Raw genomic sequence first — 18,913 nt, forward strand, 5'->3', positions numbered from 1 at the left:
GAAGGCAACGCCCGAGGCGTGCTGGGGATGGGGGAGGGTCAAATTCACGGTATCGGAGTAGAAGCGAACACTGAGAGGCCCCCTTAGAACCCCTCACCCGGGTCCAAAAGGGGCCCCGGCAGGGCCTCCCACTGTTGCCGGTCCACGCCCTACCGTGGAAGGTATGAGTTCGAAAGATGAAGTGCGGGCGTTTCTGATGTCCCGCCGCGCCAACATCACGCCGTCCCAGACCGATCTGCAGGATTTCGGCGGGCAGCGCCGCGTACCCGGCCTCCGACGCTCAGAAGTGGCCATGCTTGCAGGGGTTAGCCTCGACTACTACACCCGTCTTGAGAGGGGGAACCTCCGCGGGGTGTCAGAGCATGTACTGAACGCCCTCGCCAATGCCCTGCAGCTCAACGAGCTCGAACGGGAATATCTTTTCGGACTCGCCCGCACCGCTACGGCGCCCACCGCCGCCGCCCGGACAGTGCAGAAGAAGCCGGTAGTGCGCGAATCGGTGCAACGGGTTTTGGACAGCATGGGCGTTCCGGCCGTGGTGTGGAACCGTCAACATGACCTCGTCGCCTCCAACCTCATGGGGCGGGCGTTGTACTCGCCGCAGTTCGAATCCGACAGTCCCAACCTCGCGAGGTTTATCTTCCTGGACCCCCGGGCGAAAGACTATTACGTGGACTGGCCGCTGGCCAGGCAGATGACAGCAGCAATGCTCCGCATGGAAGCAGGACGCGATCCGCTGAACGCCGAGCTGACCGCCCTGATCGGGGAGCTCTCCACCCGCAGCCCGGAGTTCCGTTCGAACTGGGCTGAGCGAGACGTGCACGAGCACCGCACCGGCCGGAAGCTGTTCAAGCATCCGGTGGTGGGGGTTGTTGACGTTACATACGATGTGTTTGAGATGCCGGGGGAGAAGGGGCTATGGATCGGGATCTATAGCGTCGAGGAGGATAGCGAATCCGCGGAGAAGTTCGCACTCCTCGCCAGCTGGGCCGCCACCAACGACCAGCTCGCCGCGCAAGGGCCCGCGCCGCCGTCGTCCGTTCATCCAGACCAGAACCAAACACTCACAGCTAAATCATCACGAAGCACTGGAGAGCAATGAAGGTCATCGTCATCGGCGGCAGCGGTCACATCGGATCTTTCCTCGTGCCCCGGCTGGTGCGCGCCGGCCATGAAGTCATCAACATCAGCCGTGGCACCCACAAAAGCTATGGCGACGCGCCCGAATGGCAGCAGGTGAGCCAGGTCATCGCCGACCGGCAGCAAGAGGACCGGGACGGCACTTTCGGTGACAGGGTCGCGGCGCGGCAGGCCGACGTCGTCGTCGATCTGGTCTGTTTCACGCTCGAATCGGCGAGCTTGCTCGTCAACCGGCTCCGCGGGGAGGCCGGGCACCTGCTGCACTGCGGCTCGGTGTGGCGGTACGGCCAGAGCCTCAAGCTGCCGATCGCTGAGGCGTCCGGATCGGCGGCAGCCCCGTTCGGCGAGTACGGCATCCAGAAGGACCGGATCGCGCGGATGCTGAAAGAGGAGACCGACGACGGCGGACTGGTCACCACGTCCGTGCACCCTGGCCATATCGTCGGGCCCGGTTGGCACCCGATCGGCCCGCTCGGGAACCTCGACCCCGCCGTCTGGTACACCCTCTCTGCCGGCCAGCCGCTGCAAGTCCCCGGAAGCGGCTCCGAACTGATGCACCACGTGCACGCGGACGACGTCGCCCAAGCGTTCGAGAAAGCCATCCAGAACCGCGACGCGGCAGCAGGCGAGGACTTCAACATCGTCGCCCCCACAGCGCTCACCGTCCGCGGATACGCCGACATCGCCGCCGGCTGGTTCGGCCAGTCAGCAACGTTGGAGACGGTCACGTGGGGACACCTCCGCGAATCGACCACACCGGAGTACGCCGAGTCGAGCTGGGGCCACCTCTACCGCAGCCATTGCTTCACGACCGAGAAGGCCAAGTCCCTGTTGGGCTACGCTCCCCGGTACCAGCCCGAAGAAGCTGTGCTGGAATCCATCACCTGGCTGATCGAGCGCGGGCAGCTCCGCGTCGCAAATCCGCTAAGGGTCCTGGCGGGCTGATCGTTCACGTGGACAGCGCCGGATGTGTCTGGCGGTCGTGGGACATGAGCACCTTAACGACTCCGCGCACCTTAACAGATGCGTTTCAGGTCAAACATCGCCCGTCGCCCGACTGAACTAACATGCCTACTTCTTCCGTGTCGGGAGCAAGGAACTCCTGGTTCGTTGCTCGGTGGTGTAGCGGTAGAAGGGTAGGCCTCACTTTGACCACCCCTCAAATAGGCGCGACTACGATCTTCTGTACTGCGTTCCGAGCCCCCGGTGCCGTACTTGTGAGTAGACAATCCAACCGACTGAGCCTACAAACGGCAACACAAAGATCGCGACGGCAATGGCTACTTTGGCTAGAGCGGGGATCCACTTTGATGCCATAAGCGATGCAAGCGCGACGACTACCAACACCATATAGACGATGCCAAGAACGGGAGTAACCCAGGAGTCGACGTCTGGGTTAACCGGATCAGTTGGACCCAGCGCGACCGCCAAGTTCATGTCTAGTGCCTTTCTTTAGAAGTTACAGTTGTTGATCTCGAGGCCCGCGGTTGTCGCTTGGATTCCAGCCCGGCTGGCCGGACAAACACGCCGCGAAACTTCTGGAAGAGAACCCCGCCCGAAGGCCGTGCGGACTCACCATGCCTAAGCGCGTAGCCAGCAAACGACTCTGGAGTTGCGCTAACCACACCCCCTAAAGAGCGCGGCCCTGACCGGCTTTTCTTAACCGGTAGCGATAAATCGCCGGGACCCCAAGAAAGATGTACCCAAACGCTATTGCTGGATATCCGGTCCACAACGGGCCAAGCAACTCGCGAACTGGGCTAATGAAAATCATGGCAACGCCCAGGAGGATTATTGCGAGCGTCAGCCAGCCGCTCCAACCGTGAAGCATCACGTAGCGGGCTTGTTCTGCAGTGATCATTTCACAGCTCCTCATGCCACGTGCTACCTACAATTGCTGCCATTGTAGATGACAGGGAATGACACCTGACCAGCAAACCGTGGCGTCCGGATGCCTACGCATTCGCCCTGGTTGTGAGCTTGCGACGCAGTAATCGTGACAGCCCCTCCAATGGCACCGCACAGCACGGCCATTCCCGGGGTCAGCAACCCGCACCCGATGGAGATGACTCCAGTTGCCTGCCATCCATTGTCCGCGATGGTCTTGGTTTCGGATCTATTGAATTCCACTGTGCAAAACCAAGGGTCGCAGGCCGTCTGTGGGTCGGCAACCACGGGGAAGGTCGCTCCCTGCAAATTGACCTCCTGTCGGAGGATGTTCCCATTGACTGAGTATGACGTCGACAGATTCTTGTCAGTGGCATCAACAGCCCAGGCCGGGAGTATCGCGTTGACCAGTGTGCCGTCGACGGAATAGACCGCGACACCACCATTGCTTCGCGGCTCGAGGACGGCTGGGGCTCCGTTAACAAGGAATTCGTATTCGAAACTGCTCTTATTGGCAGAGTTGATGATTGTGTATCCCGCGAGCCGACCGTTGATTGAACCTGCCGCGTAGTTGTAGTCCGAGGACTTCGACCCGAATACGGTCAGGGTCCCATTGCTGGCAGCGGCTTCCTGAACGGAATCATCGCGGAAGCGGATCTGGAGCGTGGCACCTGGCAGATCGACTTCCGTTCCTCGATCGACGAGACGAATTGAGCGCCCGAGAGTCGACTGTGAATCGACCTTGCGCTCCCCATCGACAGATGACCGAGCCGCCGCCCTGGCGCTTGAGTCTTGGTGTGCGATTTCGGAATGCTCGACGGCTCGTTCCAGTGCACTGAGCGCTCGCGCCGATTGATCCGAAGGCAGCTCGGCCGCCGCGGAAGGAAGAGCGGACACCAAAAGCCCTGCAGCTACAAGCATTGCGGTCGATAACACTTTTCCTCTGAACTTCATTTCGTTCCCCCAGATGGTTCGAATTGATTCATTTCTTTGGATAGGGCAGTCGTTCACCTTCCACCGGTAAGCCTCGGGTGTTCTTGCCCATGACCCGAAAGCCATATCCGTCAGAGAGGGTGATGCATCTGACCCAATTTGGTTAGGAAAGTTCGGTCAGCCGTTGAGCTGCTGACGGCTCCGTCCTGAGAGAAAGATAAACCTGCGAAACCCCGTCTCCGTGTGGATTGGTTGAATCTCCGTGCGTTTTGAGCGAATCTCCGTGTGAAAATCGCAAAATTCAGTGGAGACGAGCGGGCGTCTACGTGTTTGATATCCCCGCCAGAGACGCAAGCCGCGCCTAGTCGTCAGACTCCGGCAGTTCCCGCGTCCCGGATCCGGGTTCCTTCCTCGGGGAGTCGCCATCCGGGCCGAGCTCATCGGAGTAGGGGGCGTGCCCTTGCGGGAATTTGTTGATGAGTTCGTTGGCGGCCATGGCCAGGAGGTCACGTTGTAAGACGGGCAGGGAGAGGAGGCCTTGGAGATAGGCTTCCACCTCGTATTCGCCAACTTCGCCGCCTAGGCTGAAGTACTTGAGCCAGAGTTCGCCGACGTTGATTTGTGCTGACTTCATGGCAGCGGCCAGCATGCGCTGCTGTTGTGGTTCGTGCGGATCGAAGCCCACGGGCCGGCCTTAGTCCAGGGCCGCCGGAATCCCGGCGACGAGATCGGCACTGATCTGGCCCAGTGTGCTGTTCTGGCGCCGGGCGCGGCGCATCAGTTCGGCAAGGGCTAGGTCAACGGTCAAGGAATGGCGCTGCATCAGTATGCCGCAGGCCCGGTTGACCAAGTCGCGACTATGGAGGGATTCAGCCAAGGCTCCGCTGATGCGATGGGGGGCTTCGCTGGTCTGGATGTTCGCAAGCAACGTGGCAGCGGGGGCGGCAAATAGTTCCAACACACAGGCCGCGTCCTCCCCGAAAGCGCCGGCAAGGTCCGAATAGATCTTCAAGGCACCAATGCATTCTTGCTCGGCAAGCAAGGGAGTGCTGACCACCGAACGGATGGACATGTCCTTCACAGCGTCAGTCCAGTCCGGCCAGCGCGGATCTGTTGCGACGTACTGGACGATCACTGTTTCTTCCATGGCCCAGGCTGTCAGGCAGGGCCCTTGGCCCAGGTCGTACTGGAGGGCATCCGCAAGGGTGACCATTTCGTCCGTGGAGGCGCTGCTGGTTCGCCTGCCCCTCGAATCCAGAAGAGAGACCCCCGCGCCGGTGGCTCCGGACACGGAATCCTTGATGGCTCGGGCCAGCAACTGCACGGCGCGGTCCACTTTCTCTTCCGTGAGCAGCAGGCCGTGGATTCGCGCAATCACGGTCGACAGTTCGTCCAGCGGTAGTTTTCCGCGCCATGGTCCTCATTCATCTAGGTCGAGTGCATCGAGCCGCAGCGTTCCTGTGAAAGAGAATCCAGCACGGCAGTTGGTGCGCTGTTCCTAGCTTAGTCCGCACCATTCCCCACGCTTTGGCTATTCGTCGAAGTAGACTGCCGGATCCGTCTCGCCCGACACAGAGGCAACGACATGAGCGGCTATATCCCGGAGTTTGACGTTTCGACTGTTCGAGGCCCGGGTCAAAACCTTGAAGGCAGCGTCGCGTCCGAATCGGTTCTGCGCCATGACAATCCCGACGGCGGTATCGATCGTCGAGCGGGACTGCATGGCAGCGGTGAGATCGTCCCGGGCGTTACGCAACTGGGAGATCATCAAAGCCAGACTCAGGGACTTCGCCGCACTGTAGGCGAAGTCTTCCGCGGCTGTAATGTCCGGTCCGGTAAACCCGTGCGGCGTGGTCGAATAGAGGTTCATGACGGCCTCGGCATCACCAGCCACATCGAGCGGCACTGCCAGGACAGATCCAATGCCGTTCCGCCAGACGGCCTCCATGTAGTCACTCCAACGGCTTTCGCCGCGGGTATCGGCCACAAGAATCAGTGAACTGTGCCGAAGCGCCGTAAGGCACGGCCCGTCGCCGAATTCAATTTGCAGTTCATCGAGCGCCCGCACCCGCTCATCGCTGCTGGCTGTGGTGAAGCCCTTTTTCTTCGTGATCACGGTGAGACCGCATGAGACGCCATTGGAGGCAGTTGTGAGTGCGGCCGCTGCCAGATTGGCTAAGGCACCAAGGAATTCGTCGACGTCGGCAGTCTCCAAGACAAGGGCCTGCAGGGTGATGCCAAGGTCCTGGTTCGGGTCGGCAACCAATCCGGCCAACCCAGTGTGGGTTGGCCTCGGCTCCGAATTAGTCATGGACCGCACTGGAGGAAGTCCAATCCCGGGGGACTGATGCGCTCAAAATATCGGTGGCGATGTCGTGAAGCCGCCGGCTGCTATCCCGCGCCGCGAGCTGGAGCAGTTCCATGGCGCGGTCCCGTCCACAACGATTCTGGAGCATGATCAAGGACAAAGCAGCGTCCACCACGGCTCGCGATTGCAAGGCGGATCGCAGGTGTTCAGGGTGCGGCTCCGGGACATGAAGCCGCAGCGCCAACCTCAGTGTTTTCGAGATTGTTTCGGCATGCTCTAGCACGCGGGAAACGGTGGCCTCGTTGAAGATTCCGGTGGTATAGGCGTAGCAATTGAGGGCTGCGCGTGACGACGAGTCTGTTTGGATTGGCACCGCCAGCACAGAGCGAATACCTTCGCCTTCCACCTGGTGGGCGTACTGTGCCCAACGGCCATCGGCCTGCAGATCATCAATCAGCACGCGATGTTGGTGACGCAACGCCGTAAGGCAAGGGCCGTCGTCGAACGTGTATTGCTTTTCGTCCAAGCGCTGCGCCGCAGCCGTACTACTGGCCACCGTTGAGGGACCGCCATCCCGCTCCACAGTGATGGCGCACAAAAGAGGTTCCCGACCGTCCAACAAGGACGCTGAGATGGTGGCCAAGCCTAGGAGAAATTCGGTGAAGCCGGGACTTTCAAGCAGGAGGTCCTGCAATTGCTCTGTAGTGGGAACTGCGTTATTACTGGCCATACGGCCTCGATTCCAAGGGGCGCCCGGGATCCGAACCCAAGCCGGTAGCCCTGCCCGCTCGCGCGCTGCACGGCCCTTATATTCAATCCCTGGACCCGAACGGCCATCCTGAAATCTCCTACTTCGACACTACGCCCTCCTGGAAGCTTTGGACACGAGCCCGGGCCCCGGCGTTCAGCGATCCAGCTGCGGTCCGAAATAAAGTCAAGTCGATTGGCATGACCTAAGTCACATTCGATATGCTGGTATAGGTCAAGCAGCTGGCTTTCTCGATTTTCGTACGGGGAGGTCAGTCATGGCACCTATTCAACCCAGTCACCCCCATCTTCATGGTCAAAGGGCCGTCCACCTCGATGTCCGCGCTGCACGGCGCGGTGCGGCCTGGACGGCGGACACCTCCAGTGAAGCCTTACGGGGCTACCTGCCCAGGCCGAGCGCGGTTCAACAACTGTTTCGGCGATGGCCATTCGTGCCCTCGCGGGAATTGGAACGCATCCGTCTAGTGCTTCTTCATTGCGACGAAATAGCCCACCCGGCCGCAACCCGCCGGCTCTCCGAACCGGCCCAGGCGTTGCTGGATCTCGTGACGGGCGAGTTGGAGCGGCGACGCGAACCAGGACATCATCAGCCGCTCGACGGCAGCCCCGCTACCGGGCATGCCGGACCGCCCACGCTTGCTCGCGGTCGCCGTCGGGGAGGACTTCTCTGATGGCGGGACACTTTGAAGTGTTCACTGACAACGGAGGCAGCTGCAGGGTGCGGCTGGTTGACGAGTTCGGGAAAGAGCTTGCCGTCTCCTCACCATTCCGGGACACGGACGCAGCGGTCCGCGGGATCTATACCTTCCGTGAGATCGCGGCGAGCGGGCTGATCGAAGACCATACTTCCCGATTTTGAGCTCTTGTCCTTGCTGGTGGCATCGCCACTGCGGCAGCTACTTCTTGGGGGAACGGGGTTTTGCGGCTTTCGGTGGGAGGGTTGCGACGTACTCGAAGGCTTTCTCGATCCATTCTGCTGTTTGCTCGTCCTTGTCGCTCAAAGCTTCGGGCAGCCCGACGTAGCCACCCATGGCGCGACCTTCGGGTCCGAACGGAAGCGTTTGGTGAGCGGCCTCGAGTGCCTCGCGATCGGCGTCGGAAAGCTTGACGCCGATCATCGGTCCGAACAGTCCGGCGAACATATTGCCGTTCACGAATGCACCCAGGTTCCCGAACATCGGCTTGACGACGACATCAGGGTTCTCTGGCACCACCGCGCGGAAGCGGTCTTTGTCGGCGTCGGACGGTTTGGGGATCTGCATGTGCGTACTCCGCGGTAGGGGATCAAAAGCCTAGGACTGCATGCAGCATACGACGGCGGGATGCGGGCCGCCAGCGTCGGGGCACCGTTCTCCCTGGCAAACGAGGAAAGTAGGATGGGAGGATGTCGAGTTCACCGGAAAACGAGCCTGCAGACGAGCTTCAAGGCATTTTGGAACTTCAGTCTGTTCTGGTGGGCGCAGGGAATGCATCTGAATTCCTGACCGGGCTCTCTAGACTCGCTGCGGCCTCGATCTCTGAGGCTTCCGGCGACGAGATCGACTGCGCAGTCACCGTCAAAGTCAGGCGCCGGCCCCTTACTGCAGCCGGCAGCAGCGCACGCGCCGTGGAGCTTGACCGGCTTGAGCAGGCTATCGGTGACGGCCCCTGCATCAAGGCACTCCGGGAGATGTCCCCTGTGATCATCGACGACGGTTCGACCGATCTGCGCTGGCCGGAGGTCACGAAAAAATTCGCCGAGATGGGCATTCATAGCTCGTTGGGGATTCCCATGGAAATCAGCGACGACGCCAGCGCCGCACTGAACTTTTTCGCATCCAGGCCAGGCGCGTTCACCCCGGATGTCTTCGACAAGGCCGTGGGCTTTGCGGCCGCCGCCCGCAACATACTCCACCTGTCTGTGCGCATCGACTCGGCCCACAACCGGGCGAAGGACCTGGAATCGGCCATGCAAAGCAGGACCGCCATCGACATGGCCTGCGGCGTCATCATGGCGCAAAACCGATGCTCGCAGGCTCAAGCGATGGAAATCCTTACAAAGGTCTCCAGCAACCGCAACCGCAAACTGCGGGACGTCGCCGCCGAACTGATCGAACAGGTCTCGGGGAGCGCGATCGAAACTCACTTCGAGGGGTAGGAACGGGCTCAGCCGGAGTACCGTGGCAGTTTGGATGGCCCCGGTAGGACCGTTACTTGTGGATGGGCTTGGTCACCGCGAGGCTGATTGTCTGGCCCGGGGCGAGCTCACCGGTGGGTGGGTCGGTAAAGGCGTACCAGACACGGTCGGTGCCGGTGAGCGGTCGGTTCGCCCACTCCAGATCAGGCATTCCGAAACGGAACGAGATCTGGCGTTCGGTGTCCCCGGGGGCGGTGGTGTACGTGAGTGGAATCCCGTCGGCGTCGGCAGTGAAGCTGCCTTGAGCGCCGTCGATCTTCAGCTCTCCTGGTATCAGTCTCACCCTGGTACCCGCGGGGATGGGCCGGTCCGCGGCCAAGGAAGTGTTGTACTGCAGCAACTGCTCGGTGGTGCATCGGAATTTGTAGCCGATGCTGTCGAATGAGTCGCCCTCGACAGTGGTGTAGAAGATGGTCTGCCCGGATGAATTGTTGACGGTTTTTCCTCGACCGGATCTGCTGTCGACGGGATTTTTCTGCAGCTGGATGTGGTTCCCGGCGCGGACAAAGTAGGTGTTGCCCTTCTCGTACACGTACGGGACCTTGTTCGCTTCGGCCAACTGCTCGCCGGTGATTCCAAACCGGTAGGTGATCCCGCCCAGAGTGTCACCGGATTCAATGACGTAACTGGTGGGGATACCGTTCCCATCGACGGTAGCCGTCCCTTTCGCGCCGTAGATCGGACCCGGAACCGGGATCAGCCGAAGCTTCGTGTTGGGTGCCAATGCGTTCACGGGCTGAAGTTCATTGAATTCGGCGAGTTCCTTCTCCGTGATGTGGAACGATGCGGCCACCGCTGCCACAGTGTCTCCGGAGACGGTGGTGTAGTAATCCACGTTTCCAAATGAATCGGTAATCGTGGGCCCCGACAAGGAAGGCTTCCCGGCGTCGTACGGTGTCGCCACAGCGGTGACGGTCGGAGCCGCAGCCGTGTTGAGCGGACCCGCTACGAAACTCGAGGCCACGAGTACGCAGGCCGCGACCGCAGCTGCCGCAAGCCCCGCAGCGGCGAAACGCACCCAATGACGTTTCGCCCGTGTGCGGTGGAAGTCGTGGACGGATCCGCCGACCGCGATGTGAGTCACATCGGAATTCATGAACGACAGGGACCGATCGCGGCTGCGCTCCAATTCTTCGTCGGTGATCATGAGTGCAGGATCGGCGGCTGAAACCAGATCGGCGAGGGACAGGTCCTTGCTCATTCCGTTGCTCCTTCTGACACTTTCTGCTCCTGAAGTAGTCGGCCTAGTTCCTTGCGGGCCCGGTGCAGGCGCATTCGCACGGCAGTCGCCGTCGTGTCGAGGAGATGGGACACTTCGACGGCGGTGAGTCCGTCCCAGTACGTCAGCAGCAGCACCTCCCGTTCCTTCGGGCCTAGGTGGTCGATGGCATCCCGCACGGAGGATTCCACGGCGGGTGTTGCGGGGATAGGCTCAAACCGCAAAGCACCGATGAGCCCGGCCGACCGGGACAAGGACCTGTCATGGTTTCGGAGCACGTTCTTGGCTATTCCGAAAATGACGAGCACCGGGAGCTCAGCGTCCTGTCCGGACTTCTCCCAGACAATCCTGAAAACCTCCGCGCACAGATCCTCCGCGGTGGCGGGGCCATCCGTCCTCCGCCGGAAATAGCGGTAGATACGGTCGTGGGACCCCGTGTGGGCGGCAAGGAACCGTTTTTCCCTCTCCAGATCCACCCGTTCCCCCATTGTTTGCAAGCTCATGCCCAGTTAATGTCCGGCAGCCAACAAACTGTAACGAGAATCTTGAAAGAATCTGGGCCATTCAGAAGATGCCCGGCGAGTCACGAAGTGGGGGCCAGCGATTGCCGAGCAGTTAACAGAACCATTCGTGCAAGAATCGCGGCATGGATGAGGATGAGCGGCAGACAAGGGAACAATTGGTGGTCCTCGAGGCTCTCGAGCAGGCGATGGATCGGCGGGGCGAGGTCTTCCAGGTGGTCGAGGATTCAGAGGACGTGGACGAAGCAATCCGTCGGGTGGGTCAGCTGTTGGGCCTGGGAGAGCTGGGCAGCCGTGCAGTCCTCGACCTGCAGGTCAAAAGACTCACCCGCGACCAGCGTCAGGCCATCGCTTCCTATGCAGAAGAACTTAGATCAAGGTTGCCCGATGGGCGCTGAACTGGTCGCGTGCGGTTGATCGTCCTGGGCCTCGCTCCCGAGCTTTCAGCGCAATGAAGTGCATTATGACCTCCGTGGCGGCGACGGCCCACGGGGAAGTTTAGCCCTCGACGACGGACATCGGCAGGCCGCCTCCGTGCACGCTAGGGGCGATGCTGTCTAGCTGCCAAGCGTCTCCAGATGACCGGAACGTCGCGGTCTGGACCAGCGAGTACCCCGACGGGATGCTGCTCGGCCCATTCGCCGTCGAGGCCTGGTATTCCTCAGTCAATTCCTTGAACCGGACGCTCGCCTCCGAACCGGTCACCTCGACCGATTCCACGGTTATTTTCGTCGAAAATGACGTATACCAGAAGCCCATTGCCTTGAATCCGGCCTTCGAACGGGCCACCTTTGAGAGGTCCCGCTCGCGCTTGGACAGGTAGGCCGCCGTCATATGCTCTCCGGCAAGTCTCATGGCAGGGGGAGTGTCGAGGACTGTACCGTTTCGATCCTCGACGGCTGCCTGGATGATGGCCGCCAGCTCGGACGGTGAGGGGCTCGAGGCTGCCCCGGGCGATCCCACCGTGATCGGACCCGCGGTGGGCTGGCATCCGGCAAGGGCTAGTCCGAGCACAGCCGCCGCGGCGACCGTGCACATCGGGCGCTTCATCGTGGTCCCCCTTGCCGTGGATGTCCTCACAGCCTGCCGTGCCTACCCGACCCCGTCAACGGGCGCTCACTCAGGGTGGGGATGTGAGAAGCGCTTTCGACCAAAGATCCCGATGACGCTGTGCGTAGTCGGTTGCGGCCCGCCAGTGGTCCCCATGGCCTTCGACGTACATCGAGCCCCACGGTTGACGCCCAGCGTCATGGGAAGACTTTAGAAGGTGATACATCGCCGCGGCGCGCTGAAACATCGCTTGTGGAAGTTGTTCGCGCGTACGTCGATCCGCATCGTACCCACCAATGAAGGCCGTCAAATTCTGCGCGGCTTCCTCCGGCGCTTGGTTCGTATCTGAGAGCGTGAATCCCTGGGCGGCGTAGGCCAAGTCCCACAGTCGTGTGCTCGGTGCGGCAGCGTCCCAATCGATGAACGTCCAACGATCACCGATGATGAGATTCCACGGCGCCAGATCGTTATGGCAGATCAACTCTTCGCCCGGTGAAGGGATCGCTACGGTCCACCGTGCGCCGCGCGGTGGAACGAATGACTCGCTCGCGTCGTGGATCGCGCGGACCATCGCTCCGACACGATGAAGTTCCGAATGCGTGAGTGGCTCTGACCCGAGCGCGAGTCGCCCCGGAATGAACTCGGTGATTTGTCGGCCCTGCTCATCCTGGCCTAGGACCGCTGGCACATCGACGCCGGCTTCCCTAACAGCTGTCATGAACTCGAAGACGCTCGGGGTCGAGTCCATCCACGGCTTGCGGACCGTCGATCCAATGCGTACGACGCCATCGCTGGCATTGCCACCTTCGAGTATCTGCTCGGCATCCATTACTCGATGCTAGCTCCGTCCGTAAGCCGATCCACTTACGGGCTCCAGTCATACATGGCGCGAAATTGACGGCTTGGTCCCGTCATAGGCTGAGGTTCGCTGAAAGGGAAGCGAGATGTGGTGTCCCAAGTGAAGGTGCCTCGGTTGACGTCCTGGTGGACGGCTATGAAGTGCACCTCGTTGATGGTCAGGGGAGGCAGTGCGGGGGCCCTCAGACGGTCGGACGCTTGTTGAATAAGTTCGGTACTTCCTTCGGCCAGGGCGTAGCCCAAGGTGAGATGAGGGTTGAAGGGGGCTCCGGGCAGGGGGTGGCTCTTGTTGATGGTGTCGGCGGCCGCGTCGCGGACCGCCGCCGTCAGTTTCGCCCATGATGACGTAATCGTCCCTCTGACCCCGAGCGAGTAATCATCCGCTTCCGGTTCGCCCAGCTCGACGCTGAACGGCTTGGTTTCGGCGGTGAGGCTCTTGAGCCTGGCCATGAAGGCGTCTATTTCTTCGGGGCTGACCTCCTCGGAGGTAACCGCGAACTGCTGCACCGTTGCATGCAGGTACTCGGCTGGCTGGATGGAGCAGTAGTCGAATGCCTCCAGGACCCGCTGACGTTCTTCCAGCGCCGATCGGAGGTCGGGGGCGGGCAGTGCGTAGACGTGCAGGCGGTTCCGCATAGACGGCCACAAGGTCATGGGGTGCCCAAAAAAGCGCTTCACGGGCAAACCGTAGCGTCATCGTATGAATCGGAGGTGAACCGCCTGCTTCGTGGGCAGCACGGCGCAATCGTCGGGGTGGCCTCGTTGGATTCCACGGTCACCCCTTAGCGGCTAAGCACCGAATCCGCAATGTGCTGCGCGGCTTGCTCCGGCGTGATGTGTGTGGTGTCGATGACCTCGGCTTCATCGTGCAACCAAGTACGAGCTGCCTCGGCGTATGGCTCCAAGTACGCGAAGCGGAACGTCGAGGGGCCGAGGTCTTTGTCGTTCTGTATGCGATCGCGGAGCGTCGCCTGATCAGCGTGGAGCACGAAATGCTGGATCGGTATGCCGTGCTCCGTAAGACCATCGCTGATCTCCCGCCAGTAGCTCTCAACCAAGACAGTCATCGGCATCACGAGTGTGCCTCCGGTGTATTCGAGCACTCGTCGAGCCGTTTCGACAACGAGCCCCCGCCACGGTTCCCAGTGCTGGAAGTTGTCCGTTGCAGGAAGCCCCGGCTTGATGTCCATGAGCACGTCACCGACCTTCTCGGCGTCGAGGACGCGCGCGTCGGGCAGCAATTGCTGCACGAGCGCGCTCGTCGTCGTCTTTCCCACTCCATGGGTGCCATTGAGCCAAACGATCATGGACCGAACTCTAGCGCCAAGAAGTGTCTTTCACGGGCACCCGATAGCCGATCCCGCTGGGACATGGCCTCTGTTAAGGTCGAAACATGCTCGTCGTCCTGCGTGGAAACTCCGGTTCCGGTAAGAGCACCGTCGCGGCCGCGCTACAGCGAGAGCTGGGCTGGCCGACTGCGATCCTCAGCCAGGATCATTTTCGGCGAATCGTCTATCGGGAGCGGGAACAGGAGAGCCTCGCCCACGCGGACCTTCTCGAAGTCGCGGCAGCTCACTGCCTCAGCGCCGGGCATCACGTCATCCTCGAAGGGATATTCAACGCCGAGCGGTATTCAGCGATGCTCGAACGCATCGCCGCCCAAAGCGACGACGCGAGGTTCTTTGCCTTCGACCTTACGTTCGATGAAACCGTCCGCAGGCACGCTTTGCGGCCACAAGCGAGAGATTTCACCGAGGACGAGATGCGGGCCTGGTACCACGGCTGGCAGCCGCTATCGTTCGTGGAAGAGGAGCGCATCAACGCATCGGAATCGCCGGGCCGCATCGTGGCGCGCATTCTCGGCACGGCCGCCCGATAGCCGATCCTCCGTGATGCAGTTCGTGAGGTCTTTGGGTACCGCTATGCGCGGCACGCCCGAAAAAGGTTCTGCCCTGGGTGAGGATTGAGCCATGGCAAAGCACATCCGCGGCCTATCCGCCGCGATCTACAAGCAGACTGGGTCCGTGCCCCTGTTCCAAAGTTCATCTTTATGAAGCAGATGAGGCTCCGGTACGCCGGAGTGTGCAGGGCGTGCGATGTCTCACTTCCGGCCGGGACAGAAGCTATTTATGAGAGCGAGACGAAGACCGTCCTCTGTTTGGATTGTGCCACCGAGGCTACGGAAGCCATGTCCCCAGACCTGGAACCACCTTCTTATGATTCGTTGGCCGCTGAGTCCGGAGTAGCCGGGTCGTCCGCCCGACGCGAATATGAGCGCCGCAAGACGAAGGACGAAGAAAGGCTTCGCGAGAAATGGGGTCGCTTCGGTGGCCTCGCAGTCGCCCTCTCTGACGAGCGGCAAAGCACCAAGGCCTGGGACAAGGGTGCGATTGGTGAAGAACGCCTCGGCGCTCGGCTGAATGCCCTGGCCGCCGAGGACCTCGCTGTCCTTCACGACCGGCGCATTCCCGGCTCGAAGGCCAACATCGACCACATCGCCATCACTCGCGGTGGAATCTTGGTGATCGACGCCAAGCGGTACAAGGGACGGCCTGAACTGAAGGTCGAGGGCGGCATCCTTCGCCCACGGGTCGAGAAACTCCTGGTCGGCCGGCGTGACTGCACGAAACTGGTCGATGGGGTGCTCAAACAGGTCGACGTCGTGCGGGACCTCGTTGGGGATGTTCCGGTCACCGGGGCATTGTGCTTCATCGAAGCAGATTGGCCCCTAATCGGGGGCGCGTTCTCAACTCAAGGCGTTCATGTGCTCTGGCCGAAACGGTTAGCCAAAGTGCTTTTAGAGCAGACAGCCGGCGAGGTTGATGTGGCGACGATGCGTGAGGCGTTAGCCTCGCGGTTCAAGTCTGCGTGACGTCAGGCGTCAATGTTCGATGCTGTCCGGAAGCACGCTAAGGGATCCTCCAGCGGGCGCTCTCGACGCTCTGAACAAAATCTGTCTTCAGGGATTGGGTGCGCACCCTCGAAAATGCGACGTCACGAAGGACCTCCCGGCTAGCTGTCGGGCGAAGCTGGGGAAGTCCCGAAGAGCATATTGCCCATTGCTGGTTCCATAATCAATGCATGGACAGAAAGCAGCTCGAACTCACCCTTGCGGCAGAAGGTTTCTCACCGGATTCTTACGTCATGCACGGCAGCGACCGGAACGACACGTTGAACATCGAACAGCAAGGGTCCAAGTTCGTTGTCTGTCACACAGAGCGTGGATCCCGGAGCGATGTACACGAATTTCTTTCTGAAGCTGATGCTTGTGACTACTTTTTAGAATCAATGAGACGCGCCTACCCGAGCGCAAAACGCTCCGGTTAACCAGCCGAGTCCGTAGACAACTGGGGGGAAGAATTCTGCTACCCTGCCTGGCGCGTGAGCCGAGAGGTATCCGCTGTAACCCGCGCGAACCGTCCGGTGGGGGATCCCCTACAGGGCGCCAGGGCGTCCGTTGAACCACCGGCTAACGGGCGGAGTCTCCTACTGCTCCACTCAAGGTCAGGAGCTCGTCGACAACGTGCGCGAGCGGAGCGGTGGCATCGATGGCGATGCCACCGCGCGGAATGTCCGCCTTCGTGCGATGCAACCGGAGTATGAGGTCCCGTTCCGCTTGCCGGCCCTGTCCTCCCCACTCGTCGTCCCGCCGGTCGTCGAGCCGGCGAGCCAAGGTTTCGGTGTCGATTTCGAGCACGAAGACGCCGTTGAACAGATCAATAAACTTCGCGAAGTTTCGCGATCCCCCACACAAGAACGTCACCGCCTCGCGCTGATCTGCGACGAGCGCCTTCACTTTGTCGACCCGCCATAGGTGGTGATCGTGAACGGCAAGACCAGTGACGTCCTCCACCGGTGCCCCGGTCTCCGGATCACCCTGGTACGCGAGTTCGCGATCGCCGTGAACTACGTGGTAACCGCGCCTTGCCAACTCCTCGCACACAGAGGTTTTCCCGGTTCCGGAACCGCCTTCAATGAGGAAGTTTCTCTTGCCCATAGTGAATGGTAGTCAGACACTGCACCACGCGAGCGTTCGGGGATCCAATACCAGGGCAGAGGCCTACACTTTCAGGCATGGGGGACTCAGAGTCAGACGTCGGGGCAACTCCGGTGATCGGGCGGGTCGCTGTCGGCGTCTGCGCCGCGGCCAACCTGACCATCCTGGGTGCGATCATCACAGACGCGGTATCCAGCAGCGCCTCCGCGGTGCTGTCCGGCACGGCCCAATCAGGGCCCCTCGGGCTGCTGGCCTTCGGGCTCCACGCTTCCATCATCCTCGGCCTCATCTTCGCGGTGAACTCCCTGACCGGTCCCACCCCCGACTACGGGAAGATTCTGAGTCTCTTCAGGCGCAACGACCTCAAGGGATTGAGCGAAGCCGCACCAGCCATGCCGCTCTTGAGTTTTTCGTTCCTGACTTATTGGCTTGGTTTCATGGGCGTCTCCTGGTTCGCGTGGAGACGCCACGAGCCGGCGTCTGCCATGGCCGAGGGGAGCGCCGCCCTCACACTTGTCGGCGCTGCCGGCTTGGCTCTGTGGCTGATCCAGGTGGCTCTCGGCAAGAGGTCACCGCACTCCGCGGGAAATGGCGCGCAGGAGCACGGGGCAGTCCTTTTGGCGAACACACTCAGCCGACCGGGGAGCCGAAGGCCGATAGAGCCTTATCGAAGTAATGTCGGCATCGAGTACCAGGCAATCCGAGCCACGATACCGCTCGTAGAACTCAGCGCGACCTCAGAGGAGCTCCATTTTAGGTTTCGGTTCGGTCTTGGACTCATTTTCGGACCATGGCACTTCCGCAGGGAACAGGTATCCGAGGTGTTGACAACACGCAGACTATTTTCCACGCGAATCCACATCCGCGGGGAAGGCTTTGAGATCTATGTCTATGCGTCACCTCCGGAACCGCTGCTCCTAACTCTCGAGGAACTCGGCTACCCCGTGGACTGGATCATGCGACGATGACAGCGCCGGAATGCGCAGGTGGGTTCGGGTGCACGGTGAAGGATCCTTTACCGGACACTTAATGGCTCCTCTCTATTTTGGGATGGAGCTGGGCAAGTGCTTCGCGAGGAATATCCTCTCGCAGATCAGGGCTACGAATCATCTGTACTGCTTTGCTCCTGAGTAAGTGTCAGGAAACGCCCCGCACGCCGAAAGCCACGTACGAAAAAACCAATGCCTATGACTATCACTGCCGTGCCGATAGTCATCAACCACCCGAACAGGCTGTCGCCGCGTTCGGCAAAGTTCAGGGCCTGTGGAATAAAAAAGAGCGGCACCATCGGTTGCACGAGCAGTGCCGTGGCAAGGTTCTTTCGGAGTTGCACCGCGGCGGCCCGAATGACCGGAAGGTGGTCTGTATCCAGGGGTGCTTTTCCTGCGATCTGCCGGCGGACGTGCTTTCGTTCATCGTTGTCCAATGAGAGCAGCACATCGATCTTCCCCGACTGCGCGGCAGGTACAACTTTCTTCGCGTTATAGATTAGTCCGCCAATCAAGGCACTGAAGGCCGCAAGGGCAATCCCGGCCCCCAGAAGGGCAGGTGCATTGCCTGTAATGTCAGGAAAGACCAAAGCTCCGATGACTGCGCCGACGGCGACGGATAGGGCCAGTTCGACCGGGAAATAGCGGGTGTAATAGGTTCTTACGGCCTCACCGAGGCCGATGTCCTGAACGCCCTCGGATCGTCTCAGGGCCACTGTCCAGCGCTCATTGGACTCCGCCATGAGGTCGTCAATTCCGCTCACAGTCTTCTTCCCATGGACATTTCTAACGCGAATAGAAGAGTGCTGTAAATCCCAGCTGACCAAATCTTTGGGAAAAGTCAATGAGCAGAAAAGCGCGCGCACGAACTTTCGCATACGCGGGGTTTTGAGGAAGGTCTCACGCACATCGTCGTTGATAAGAGATCATTGGATTCCGCGTCGAGATCTTCAAGCCTGCACACCACATGGACTTTCGCGTGTTCGGTGCATCCGCGGGCTCAGCGCCCGCACCTCAAAGTTGATCGTCATCGCTCCGGCCGTACAGGTGCAGTGTTCCTACCAGCT

At 60.8% G+C, this 18,913-nt stretch carries 25 protein-coding genes; 9 read left to right on the forward strand and 16 right to left on the reverse strand.

The features are described from left to right. Positions 1–163 precede the first annotated feature (163 nt). Together LFT47_RS05425 and LFT47_RS05430 are read left to right on the forward strand one after the other, a co-directional pair. The gene (locus tag LFT47_RS05425; protein WP_236816001.1) at positions 164–1,102 is read left to right on the forward strand and encodes a helix-turn-helix transcriptional regulator; all 939 of its coding nucleotides are present in this window, start codon (positions 164–166) and stop codon (positions 1,100–1,102) included. Further along, on the forward strand, positions 1,099–2,085 hold the full coding sequence (locus LFT47_RS05430; protein ID WP_236816003.1) for an NAD-dependent epimerase/dehydratase family protein: 987 nt from the start codon (positions 1,099–1,101) through the stop codon (positions 2,083–2,085). The genes LFT47_RS05425 and LFT47_RS05430 overlap by 4 nt, the downstream gene beginning before the upstream one ends. A gap of 685 nt (positions 2,086–2,770) precedes the next feature. On the opposite strand, the gene LFT47_RS05435 is transcribed toward LFT47_RS05430, so the two are convergent. The 7 genes from LFT47_RS05435 to LFT47_RS05465 form a co-directional block, all read right to left on the reverse strand. Beyond that, positions 2,771–3,001, reverse strand: coding sequence for a hypothetical protein (locus tag LFT47_RS05435; RefSeq protein WP_236816005.1), 231 nt, complete (start codon positions 2,999–3,001; stop codon positions 2,771–2,773). 23 nt (positions 3,002–3,024) lie between these two features. Further along, positions 3,025–3,948, reverse strand: coding sequence for a hypothetical protein (locus LFT47_RS05440; RefSeq protein ID WP_236816007.1), 924 nt, complete (start codon positions 3,946–3,948; stop codon positions 3,025–3,027). A 373-nt stretch (positions 3,949–4,321) separates the two neighbouring features. Beyond that, on the reverse strand, positions 4,322–4,645 hold the full coding sequence (locus tag LFT47_RS05445; protein WP_236816008.1) for a hypothetical protein: 324 nt from the start codon (positions 4,643–4,645) through the stop codon (positions 4,322–4,324). 9 nt (positions 4,646–4,654) lie between these two features. Then, on the reverse strand, positions 4,655–5,338 hold the full coding sequence (locus LFT47_RS05450) for a GAF and ANTAR domain-containing protein (RefSeq protein WP_236816009.1): 684 nt from the start codon (positions 5,336–5,338) through the stop codon (positions 4,655–4,657). 153 nt (positions 5,339–5,491) lie between these two features. Continuing rightward, positions 5,492–6,271 (reverse strand): GAF and ANTAR domain-containing protein, encoded by a 780-nt coding sequence (locus LFT47_RS05455; protein WP_236816010.1) that lies wholly within the window; start codon positions 6,269–6,271, stop codon positions 5,492–5,494. After that, positions 6,264–6,998 carry a GAF and ANTAR domain-containing protein gene (locus LFT47_RS05460; RefSeq protein ID WP_236816011.1) on the reverse strand — a complete coding sequence of 245 codons (735 nt, stop codon included), beginning with the start codon at positions 6,996–6,998 and terminating at the stop codon, positions 6,264–6,266. The genes LFT47_RS05455 and LFT47_RS05460 overlap by 8 nt, the downstream gene beginning before the upstream one ends. Positions 6,999–7,497: 499 nt before the next feature. Next, entirely contained in the window at positions 7,498–7,656 is a 159-nt protein-coding gene (locus tag LFT47_RS05465; RefSeq protein WP_236816012.1) for a hypothetical protein, read from the reverse strand. Positions 7,657–7,706: 50 nt separating this feature from the next. Between LFT47_RS05465 and LFT47_RS05470 the strand changes: the two genes are divergently transcribed. Next, positions 7,707–7,895: a YegP family protein gene (locus LFT47_RS05470; protein ID WP_236816014.1), complete on the forward strand. Its 189-nt coding sequence runs from the start codon at positions 7,707–7,709 to the stop codon at positions 7,893–7,895. Between the two features lie 37 nt (positions 7,896–7,932). Here the strand turns inward: LFT47_RS05470 and LFT47_RS05475 are convergent, their stop codons facing one another. Beyond that, complete coding sequence (locus LFT47_RS05475) at positions 7,933–8,298, reverse strand: TfoX/Sxy family protein (protein ID WP_236816015.1); 366 nt, start codon at positions 8,296–8,298, stop codon at positions 7,933–7,935. Between the two features lie 122 nt (positions 8,299–8,420). Here LFT47_RS05475 and LFT47_RS05480 point away from each other — a divergent pair, with 122 nt between their 5' ends. Continuing rightward, a complete protein-coding gene (locus LFT47_RS05480; RefSeq protein ID WP_236816017.1) occupies positions 8,421–9,173 on the forward strand; it encodes a GAF and ANTAR domain-containing protein in 753 nt (250 codons plus the stop codon). A gap of 52 nt (positions 9,174–9,225) precedes the next feature. Here LFT47_RS05480 and LFT47_RS05485 read toward each other — a convergent pair whose 3' ends face one another. Together LFT47_RS05485 and LFT47_RS05490 are read right to left on the reverse strand one after the other, a co-directional pair. Continuing rightward, positions 9,226–10,413, reverse strand: coding sequence for a LysM peptidoglycan-binding domain-containing protein (locus tag LFT47_RS05485; protein WP_236816018.1), 1,188 nt, complete (start codon positions 10,411–10,413; stop codon positions 9,226–9,228). Further along, on the reverse strand, positions 10,410–10,934 hold the full coding sequence (locus LFT47_RS05490; RefSeq protein ID WP_236816019.1) for an RNA polymerase sigma factor: 525 nt from the start codon (positions 10,932–10,934) through the stop codon (positions 10,410–10,412). Before LFT47_RS05490 ends, LFT47_RS05485 begins: the two co-directional genes overlap by 4 nt. Before the next feature lie 143 nt (positions 10,935–11,077). Here LFT47_RS05490 and LFT47_RS05495 point away from each other — a divergent pair, with 143 nt between their 5' ends. Next, a complete protein-coding gene (locus LFT47_RS05495; protein ID WP_236816020.1) occupies positions 11,078–11,350 on the forward strand; it encodes a DNA gyrase subunit A in 273 nt (90 codons plus the stop codon). 100 nt (positions 11,351–11,450) lie between these two features. On the opposite strand, the gene LFT47_RS05500 is transcribed toward LFT47_RS05495, so the two are convergent. From LFT47_RS05500 to LFT47_RS05515, 4 genes are all read right to left on the reverse strand, one after another. Further along, on the reverse strand, positions 11,451–12,002 hold the full coding sequence (locus LFT47_RS05500) for a hypothetical protein (protein WP_236816021.1): 552 nt from the start codon (positions 12,000–12,002) through the stop codon (positions 11,451–11,453). Positions 12,003–12,072: 70 nt separating this feature from the next. Beyond that, positions 12,073–12,831: a phosphotransferase gene (locus LFT47_RS05505; protein WP_236816022.1), complete on the reverse strand. Its 759-nt coding sequence runs from the start codon at positions 12,829–12,831 to the stop codon at positions 12,073–12,075. 35 nt (positions 12,832–12,866) lie between these two features. Further along, positions 12,867–13,538: a 2'-5' RNA ligase family protein gene (locus LFT47_RS05510; RefSeq protein ID WP_236816023.1), complete on the reverse strand. Its 672-nt coding sequence runs from the start codon at positions 13,536–13,538 to the stop codon at positions 12,867–12,869. A gap of 104 nt (positions 13,539–13,642) precedes the next feature. Continuing rightward, positions 13,643–14,167: an AAA family ATPase gene (locus LFT47_RS05515; protein ID WP_236816025.1), complete on the reverse strand. Its 525-nt coding sequence runs from the start codon at positions 14,165–14,167 to the stop codon at positions 13,643–13,645. Positions 14,168–14,253: 86 nt separating this feature from the next. Here LFT47_RS05515 and LFT47_RS05520 point away from each other — a divergent pair, with 86 nt between their 5' ends. The 3 genes from LFT47_RS05520 (at position 14,254) to LFT47_RS05530 (ending at position 16,187) form a co-directional block, all read left to right on the forward strand. Then, positions 14,254–14,739: an AAA family ATPase gene (locus LFT47_RS05520; protein WP_236816026.1), complete on the forward strand. Its 486-nt coding sequence runs from the start codon at positions 14,254–14,256 to the stop codon at positions 14,737–14,739. 345 nt (positions 14,740–15,084) lie between these two features. Further along, positions 15,085–15,732 carry a nuclease-related domain-containing protein gene (locus LFT47_RS05525; RefSeq protein WP_236816028.1) on the forward strand — a complete coding sequence of 216 codons (648 nt, stop codon included), beginning with the start codon at positions 15,085–15,087 and terminating at the stop codon, positions 15,730–15,732. A gap of 209 nt (positions 15,733–15,941) precedes the next feature. Next, positions 15,942–16,187 (forward strand): hypothetical protein, encoded by a 246-nt coding sequence (locus LFT47_RS05530; protein ID WP_236816030.1) that lies wholly within the window; start codon positions 15,942–15,944, stop codon positions 16,185–16,187. A 142-nt stretch (positions 16,188–16,329) separates the two neighbouring features. Here LFT47_RS05530 and LFT47_RS05535 read toward each other — a convergent pair whose 3' ends face one another. Then, positions 16,330–16,857 (reverse strand): AAA family ATPase, encoded by a 528-nt coding sequence (locus LFT47_RS05535; protein ID WP_236816032.1) that lies wholly within the window; start codon positions 16,855–16,857, stop codon positions 16,330–16,332. 77 nt (positions 16,858–16,934) lie between these two features. Between LFT47_RS05535 and LFT47_RS05540 the strand changes: the two genes are divergently transcribed. Continuing rightward, positions 16,935–17,825, forward strand: a complete 891-nt coding sequence (locus LFT47_RS05540; RefSeq protein WP_236816034.1) for a hypothetical protein — start codon at positions 16,935–16,937, stop codon at positions 17,823–17,825. Between the two features lie 131 nt (positions 17,826–17,956). Here the strand turns inward: LFT47_RS05540 and LFT47_RS05545 are convergent, their stop codons facing one another. Beyond that, positions 17,957–18,754 (reverse strand): hypothetical protein, encoded by a 798-nt coding sequence (locus tag LFT47_RS05545; RefSeq protein ID WP_236816036.1) that lies wholly within the window; start codon positions 18,752–18,754, stop codon positions 17,957–17,959. Positions 18,755–18,913: the final 159 nt, after the last annotated feature.

Source organism: Arthrobacter sp. FW306-2-2C-D06B (assembly GCF_021789175.1).
Taxonomy (GTDB): domain Bacteria; phylum Actinomycetota; class Actinomycetes; order Actinomycetales; family Micrococcaceae; genus Arthrobacter.